Annotated in this window: 7 protein-coding genes; 4 read left to right on the top strand and 3 right to left on the bottom strand. The window is 70.4% G+C overall.

Translation table 11 applies throughout. The features are described 5' to 3' along the window. Nucleotides 1–158: 158 nt before the first annotated feature. Nucleotides 159–869, bottom strand: a complete 711-nt coding sequence (locus BLQ43_RS14170) for a class I SAM-dependent methyltransferase (RefSeq protein WP_437123487.1) — start codon at nt 867–869, stop codon at nt 159–161. 15 nt (nt 870–884) lie between these two features. Then, nucleotides 885–1,841, bottom strand: a complete 957-nt coding sequence (gene ubiA, locus BLQ43_RS14165) for a 4-hydroxybenzoate octaprenyltransferase (protein ID WP_090022699.1) — start codon at nt 1,839–1,841, stop codon at nt 885–887. A gap of 63 nt (nt 1,842–1,904) precedes the next feature. On the opposite strand from ubiA, the gene BLQ43_RS14160 reads away from it, so the two are divergent. From BLQ43_RS14160 to BLQ43_RS14150, 3 genes are all read left to right on the top strand, one after another. Continuing rightward, nucleotides 1,905–2,678 carry a 16S rRNA (uracil(1498)-N(3))-methyltransferase gene (locus BLQ43_RS14160; RefSeq protein WP_245659602.1) on the top strand — a complete coding sequence of 258 codons (774 nt, stop codon included), beginning with the start codon at nt 1,905–1,907 and terminating at the stop codon, nt 2,676–2,678. 69 nt (nt 2,679–2,747) lie between these two features. Next, nucleotides 2,748–4,124 carry a glutamate--cysteine ligase gene (locus tag BLQ43_RS14155; protein WP_090022692.1) on the top strand — a complete coding sequence of 459 codons (1,377 nt, stop codon included), beginning with the start codon at nt 2,748–2,750 and terminating at the stop codon, nt 4,122–4,124. A 140-nt stretch (nt 4,125–4,264) separates the two neighbouring features. After that, on the top strand, nt 4,265–4,561 hold the full coding sequence (locus tag BLQ43_RS14150; RefSeq protein WP_245659601.1) for a chorismate mutase: 297 nt from the start codon (nt 4,265–4,267) through the stop codon (nt 4,559–4,561). 8 nt (nt 4,562–4,569) lie between these two features. Here the strand turns inward: BLQ43_RS14150 and BLQ43_RS14145 are convergent, their stop codons facing one another. Further along, a complete protein-coding gene (locus BLQ43_RS14145) occupies nt 4,570–5,031 on the bottom strand; it encodes a PaaI family thioesterase (RefSeq protein ID WP_090022685.1) in 462 nt (153 codons plus the stop codon). A gap of 194 nt (nt 5,032–5,225) precedes the next feature. Between BLQ43_RS14145 and BLQ43_RS14140 the strand changes: the two genes are divergently transcribed. Beyond that, nucleotides 5,226–6,152, top strand: coding sequence for a LamG domain-containing protein (locus tag BLQ43_RS14140; RefSeq protein WP_090022680.1), 927 nt, complete (start codon nt 5,226–5,228; stop codon nt 6,150–6,152). Nucleotides 6,153–6,478 lie beyond the last annotated feature (326 nt).

The following is a 6,478-nucleotide window of genomic DNA, read 5'->3' as shown; positions in this document are numbered from 1 at the left end:
CCAAAGATCATCTTTGGTCGTGAGTGACCCGTTCGCGTCGACATTACGCCGGTGTCGAGTGACAGACGTTTCCAAAGATCATCTTTGGTCGTGAGAGCCCCATACACAGCAGCGCGACGCCGATGTCGAATGACAGGTGGGATTAAACGACCTCTCGTTTAGCCGGTGGTTTCGAGGGGGCCGGTGGCGCGCCAGACGGCGGTGCGGCGCAGGTGGTGGTCTTCGAGTTCGAGGGTGGTCTCGACGGTGATTTCGCGCAGCAGCTTGAGGCCGGTGCGCGGGCGGTAGAAGCGGCCCGGGTCGCCGAGGATGACGGTGGTGCCGTGGGCGACGAGGTCGGTCAGCCAGGAGGCGACGGCCTGGGCCATGGCCTTTTCGTAGAAGACGTCGCCGGCGAGCACGACGTCCCAGGATCGCTCGGTGGAGCCGATCAGGTTGTCGGTGCGCGGCGTGACATCGACGCCGTTGGCCTCGGCGTTGGCGCGCATGGCGGCGCAGGCGAAGGGGTCGATGTCGCAGGCCTCGACGTGGGCGGCACCGGCATGAGCGGCGGCCACGGCGTCCAGCCCGCTGCCGGCGGCGAAGTCGAGCACGCGCTTGCCGGCGACGAGCTTGGGATTGTCGAGGACGTAGCGGGCCACGGCCTGCCCGCCGGCCCAGGCGAAGGCCCAGTACGGCGGCGGCACGCCCTGCTCGGCCAGCGCCTCCTCGGTCGCCTGCCACAGCGGCACCATCTCGTCCGCCAGATAGAACTTGAGTTCCGGGATGAGGCGCGGGCTTTGCAGCGTGGTGTTGTCGCGGATGAAGGCGACCGGGTCGGCCGCCAGCGCGCGCTCGCCCAGCGAGGAATAGTGGTGGTGATGGCTCACGGCGTCTCCCCCGAATCACCCGAAGAGGGCGGCCAGCACGATGCCAACGAACAGCAGCGCCCCGGCGTCGCGGTTGCTCTTGAAGCGGCGCAGGCAGCGCGTGGGGTCGTCGATGTCGAGGCCGACGACCTGCCAGGCGAAGTGGACCGCCATCGCCGCGAGCCCGAGGTAGAACGGCCACGCCGCGCCCGCGAGCACACCCGCGAGCGCGAACAGCGCCACGGCCCAGAGGTAGAAGCCGGCGACGGCGGGGCGCGTCCAGCCGCCCAGCTTGAGCGCGGCGGACTTCACGCCCACGAGCGCGTCGTCGTCCTTGTCCTGGTGGGCGTAGATGGTGTCGTAGCCGAGCGTCCAGCCGATGCCGCCGAGGTAGAGCGCCAGCGCGGGCCAGCCCAGGCTGCCGGTGGCGGCGGTCCAGCCGACGAGCGCGCCCCAGTTGAAGGTCAGCCCCAGCCACGCCTGCGGCCAGTAGGTCACGCGCTTCATGAAGGGATAGGCGGCGACCAGCAGCAGCGACACCAGCCCGATGCGAATGGCCGAGGGGTCGAGCTGGAGCAGCACGACGAGCCCGATCAGCGACAGCAGGATCAGCAACGCCCAGCCGCCGACGAGGCCGACGGCGCCGGAGGCCAGCGGCCGCGTGGCCGTGCGCGCCACCTTGGCGTCGATGTCGCGGTCGACGATGTCGTTGTAGATGCACCCGGCCCCGCGCATCGCCACCGCGCCGATGGCGAAGAGCACCAGCAGGCCGAGCAGCATCGGCACGGGCACGGCCGGCCCCTGCGCCGCGGCGGCGAGCATGGCGCTCCACAGGCACGGCCACAGCAGCAGCCAGGTGCCGATCGGCCGGTCCAGGCGCGCGAGGCGCAGATAGGGCCGCAGCGCCGGCGGCGGATAGCGGTCGATCCAGGTGCCGGTGGGGATGTCGGTGGGGGTGCGGCTTCGGCCGCGCGTGGGGGTGCCGATGGTCATGGCCGGATCATGTGCCTACCTTGCCCGGCGGACAACCGCCTGGAGAGAGGGAAATCCAAGCCCGTGAGCGAGCGCGCCGCAACCCGTCTCCACGTCACCGAGCCGCTGGCCGCCGGCGGCGTCGTGGGCCTGGACCATCAGGGCGCGCATTATCTGCGCTCGGTCCTGCGGCTCAACCGGGGCGACCACGTCGCGCTCTTCAACGGGGCGGACGGGGAGTGGCTCGCCCGCATCGAGGGACTCGGCAAGGGCTGGGCCTCGCTGGCGGTGGTCGAGCTGCGCCGCCCGCAAGCGCCCGAGCCCGATGTTTGGCTGGTCTTCGCCCCCATCAAGCGCGCGCGCCTGGACTTCATGGTGGAAAAGGCGACGGAGCTGGGGGTGTCCGTGCTCCAGCCCGTGTGGACGCAGCACACCGACGTGACGCGCGTGAACACCGAGCGCCTGGCCGCCAACGCCCGCGAGGCCGCCGAGCAGTGCGAGCGCCTGACCGTGCCGGCGGTGCGCGAGCCGGAGCGCCTGACCGATTTGCTGGATGGCTGGCCGGCGACCCGGCGCGCGCTGCTGTGCGCGGAAACCGGCGCGGCGCAGCCCGTGGCCGACGCGCTTTCGGGCCTGGCCGCCGAGGGGGCCGGCGACGCCCCCTGGGCCGTCATGACCGGACCGGAAGGCGGGTTCCATGCGGGCGAACTTGACGCCCTGCGCCGTCTTCCCTTTGTTACACCCGTCGGTCTGGGGCCGCGCGTGCTCCGCACCGACACCGCGGCGCTCGCGGCGCTGGCGTGCTGGCAGGCGTGGCTCGGGGACGGCCGCCAACGGCCGCCCGACCGCGGGGCCTGACGGCGCGCTTGCCGGGCGCCGTCGCCGCCGCCATATCCGCCCGACCACCACGCCGCCGGGAATGCCCGCATGGCCGCTCCCCCGACCGAAAAAGGCGCGCCCGTCACCAGCAAGCACCAGCTCGTCGAGCATCTGGAGGCTGGCTGCCGCCCGCCGACGCAGTGGCGCATCGGCACGGAACACGAAAAGTTCGCCTTCACCTGGGACGACCACCTGCCGCTGCCGTACGAGGGCGCGGCCGGGCGCCCGGGCATCCGCGACCTTTTGGAAGGCATCGGGCGGTACGATTGGACGCCCGTGTACGAGAACGGAAAGATCGTCGCGCTCAAGCACGACGGCTGCAGCGTCACCCTGGAACCGGGCGGGCAGTTCGAGCTGTCCGGCGATCAGCGCAGCAACCTCCACGAGGTCTGCCACGAGGTGAACACCCACCTCGACCAGATGCGCCGGGTGTGCGAGCCGCTGGGCGTGGGCATGCTCGGCATGGGCTTCCCGCCGGAGTGGTCGCGCGAGCAGATGCCCATCATGCCCAAGGGCCGCTACGAGATCATGCGCCGGCACATGCCGCGCAAGGGCAGCCTGGGGCTGGACATGATGCTGCGCACCTGCACCGTGCAGGTGAACCTGGACTTCCAGTCCGAAGCCGACATGGTGAAGAAGTTCCGCGTCGCCCTGGCGCTGCAGCCGGTGGCGACGGCGCTCTTCGCCAATTCGCCCTTCACCGAGGGCAAGCCCAACGGCTTCCTGTCCTACCGCAGCCACATCTGGACCGACACCGACCCGGATCGCTGCGGCATCCTGCCCTTCGTCTTCGAGGACGGCATGGGCTTCGAGCGCTACGTCGACCACGTGCTCGACGTGCCGATGTACTTCGTCTACCGCAACGGCGAATACATCGACGCCACCAGCAACACCTTCCGCGACTTCCTCAACGGCGAGCTGGACGCCCTGCCCGGCGAGCGTCCGCTGATGAGCGATTGGGAGGACCACCTCACCACGCTCTTCCCCGAGGTGCGCCTCAAGCGCTTCCTGGAGATGCGCGGCGCCGACGGCGGCCCGTGGAACATCCTGTGCGCGCTGCCCGCGCTGTGGGTGGGGCTGCTCTACGTCGGCGACACGCTGGACGCCGCTTGGGATCTGGTGAAGGACTGGACGCACGCGGATCACCGCCACCTGCGCGCGAACGTGCCCACCCACGGCCTGAAGACGCCCTTCCGCGGCGGCACGGTGCGCGACCTCGCCAAGCAGGTGCTCGACCTCGCCGACGCCGGGCTGCGCCGGCGGCACCACATGGACGGCATGGTCGACCAGGACGAGCGCCAGTTCCTCACGCCCTTGAAAAAGATCGTGGAGTCGGGCGAGACCCCGGCGGAGGAGAAGCTGCGCCGCTATCACAGCGAGTGGGGCGAGCGGGTCGACCCCATCTACGAGCTCTACGCCTACTAGAGCGCGATGAGACGACGCGGAATCATCCGACGAGCCTCAACGCGCCCGGTCTCATTCGTGTGCGGGCATGATTCAGAGCCCAGGCTGATGCAGCCTGACCGCATCATGCCCTGCCCCGCGCCCCAGCGGAGGAGATGGCCGTGACGCGCCGGCCCGAGGACTGCACCCGTATGGCGGACATCCGGGAGGGGATCGACGCCCTCGACGAGGAGCTGGTCGCCCTCGTCGCCCGGCGCATGCGCTACATCGCCCGCGCCGCCGAGATCAAGGAACGCCCCGAGGACATCCGCGACGACGCCCGCGTGGAGGACGTTGTCGCCAAGGTCCGCGCGGCGGCCGAACGCGAGGGCCTGCGCCCCGACCTGGCCGAAGCCGTGTGGCGGACGCTCGTGGAAACGTCCATCCAATACGAGGCGGAGCGGTACCGGGCGGAGTAGCTCCGCCGTCACCCCGGCCGGGCGATGTCGTCGCGGCCCTGGACCTGGGCCATCGTCTGCAGGCTCTTGGCGCAGAGTTTCTCGCCGCCGTCCTCGCCGAGCGCGGCCACCTCGATGTCGCAGGTGGTCAGCGTGCGACCCGGCTTGATGACGCGCCCGCGCGCGAGCAGACGCACGCCGCGCGCCGGCGCCAGGAAGTTGATCTTGAACTCCGCCGTGAGCACCGAGGTCCCGGCCGGAAACAGCGTGTAAGCGGCATAGCCCCCCGCCGTGTCCGCGATCGTCGCCACCGCGCCGGCGTGAAAAAAGCCGTGCTGCTGCGTCAGCGCGTCGGCGTGCGGCAGGGCGATTGCCACATAGCCGGGTTCGATGGCGGCGATCTCCGCTCCGATGAGGTCCATCATCTTGCCGCGCGCGAAGGACTCGCGGATGCGCTCGGCGTAATCGGGCGTGGCGGGCGTGAACGCCATGGGTTCGCCTCCGGTCGGGGGTGATGTGCGTGCACGGGTCAGCCTAGGGTGTAAGAGGCTCGGACCGAACAGCCCCGCGGCCGGCCCGCACGCGCGGGGGGCCTCGCCGCCGCTCCCTCATCCCGACGGAGCGGCGAAATGCACGCCGAACGATGGCACCCTGGCCCCCGGTCGATGATCCAAGGAGGCCGGTCGTGCCCCTTCGCTGGTTCTGCACCCTGGCCGCCGCCGGCGTGGCGTTGGCCGTGGCCGTTCCCGCCGGTGCTCAGGAAGCCGGTCCCGGACCCGAGCGCACGCAAAAGCTGATCGAGGAGTTGCGCTCGCTTCTCGACCGCGCGGAAGAAAAGCGCGAAGCCGATCCCTGGCTGATCCGGGACATGCGCGAGGTAATCGACAAATACGCCTTTCCCTGGACGTCCACGGTGTATGCGCGGACCCTGACCGGAAACGGTGGCCTTCCGGAAGGCTGGCGCGTTCTGCGCGGCCGGTTCGAGCGCACACCGGACGGCCTCCGCTCCGTCACGCGGGCGGCGGCGCGATCCAGCCGCGGGGCGGAGGAGCAAAGCTCCGGGGACGTCGACACGCGCGATCTCATCGGGTCCATGCTGGACCAGGCGCTTGGACAGTCGTCGACCGAGCCGCGGGAGGAAAGCGCGGATCGGGAAGCCCCGTCCGTCGAGCCCGCGCGAGCCCTGCTGTCCGCCCGCACGGGCAACGCCTTCGCCATGCGCGTTCGCTTCACGCTCCGCCCGGCCGACGGCCTCAGCGCGTTCGCGTTCGGCCCCTACCAGGGCCGCGACGGGAAGATGGGCTACCGGGTCGTCTATGCGGAAGCCGAGGGCGGTCCGCGCCTGGAGCTGAGCAAACTCGGGTCGGGCGGCACGGAATCCACCGTCGCCCGGACCGGCGAAATCGACTCCCTCGCCGACGGGCAGCGCCACACCCTCATGTGGACGCGCGACGCGCGCGGGCGCATGGAAATCGAGCTCAACGAGACACGCGTGATCGCGGCGCGCGACCGTGGCTTCCAGGACGCCTTCGACGGCTTCGCCCTCACCAACGCCGGCGGAAAACTCGCCGTCGAATCGCTGGTGATCAACGATTCGAGCGGATCGCGATAACGCCGCAACCACGCCTAGAGCATCGTGCGTGAAATCGTGTTTCCCAACGAACCAGAAGCGTCGGGATAACGCCATGTTTTTCCAGTGCGAGCAGTTTGCGCGCCTGCGGCGCGCGAGCCTTGCGGCTGTCCACGCACGAGCAAGCAGAATCACGCCGGGATGGCCACGGCGGCGTGGGCGTGACACCCCGAACAAGCTGATTCTGCTTTACGGCGATCTGCTCTAACGGCGAACGGCGCTAGGTCTGCTCATCCGCCGCGGGCAACCGCGGGCGCGGCATGCGCAGTTTGGCGCCGAACCACAGCGCCGTGGCGAGCGGCGGAATC

It is taken from the genome of Limimonas halophila (assembly GCF_900100655.1).
Lineage (GTDB): Bacteria > Pseudomonadota > Alphaproteobacteria > Kiloniellales > Rhodovibrionaceae > Limimonas > Limimonas halophila.
The sequence above is the reverse complement of the archived record's forward strand: the minus strand, read 5'-3'. Positions and strand labels throughout refer to the sequence as shown.

Bases quoted from the DNA above. Each gene is read 5' to 3' on its own strand.
- BLQ43_RS14145 (WP_090022685.1), bottom strand. From the start codon at position 5,031: ATGGCGTTCACGCCCGCCACGCCCGATTACGCCGAGCGCATCCGCGAG.
- ubiA (WP_090022699.1), bottom strand. From the start codon at position 1,841: ATGACCATCGGCACCCCCACGCGCGGCCGAAGCCGCACCCCCACCGAC.
- BLQ43_RS14155 (WP_090022692.1), top strand. From the start codon at position 2,748: ATGGCCGCTCCCCCGACCGAAAAAGGCGCGCCCGTCACCAGCAAGCAC.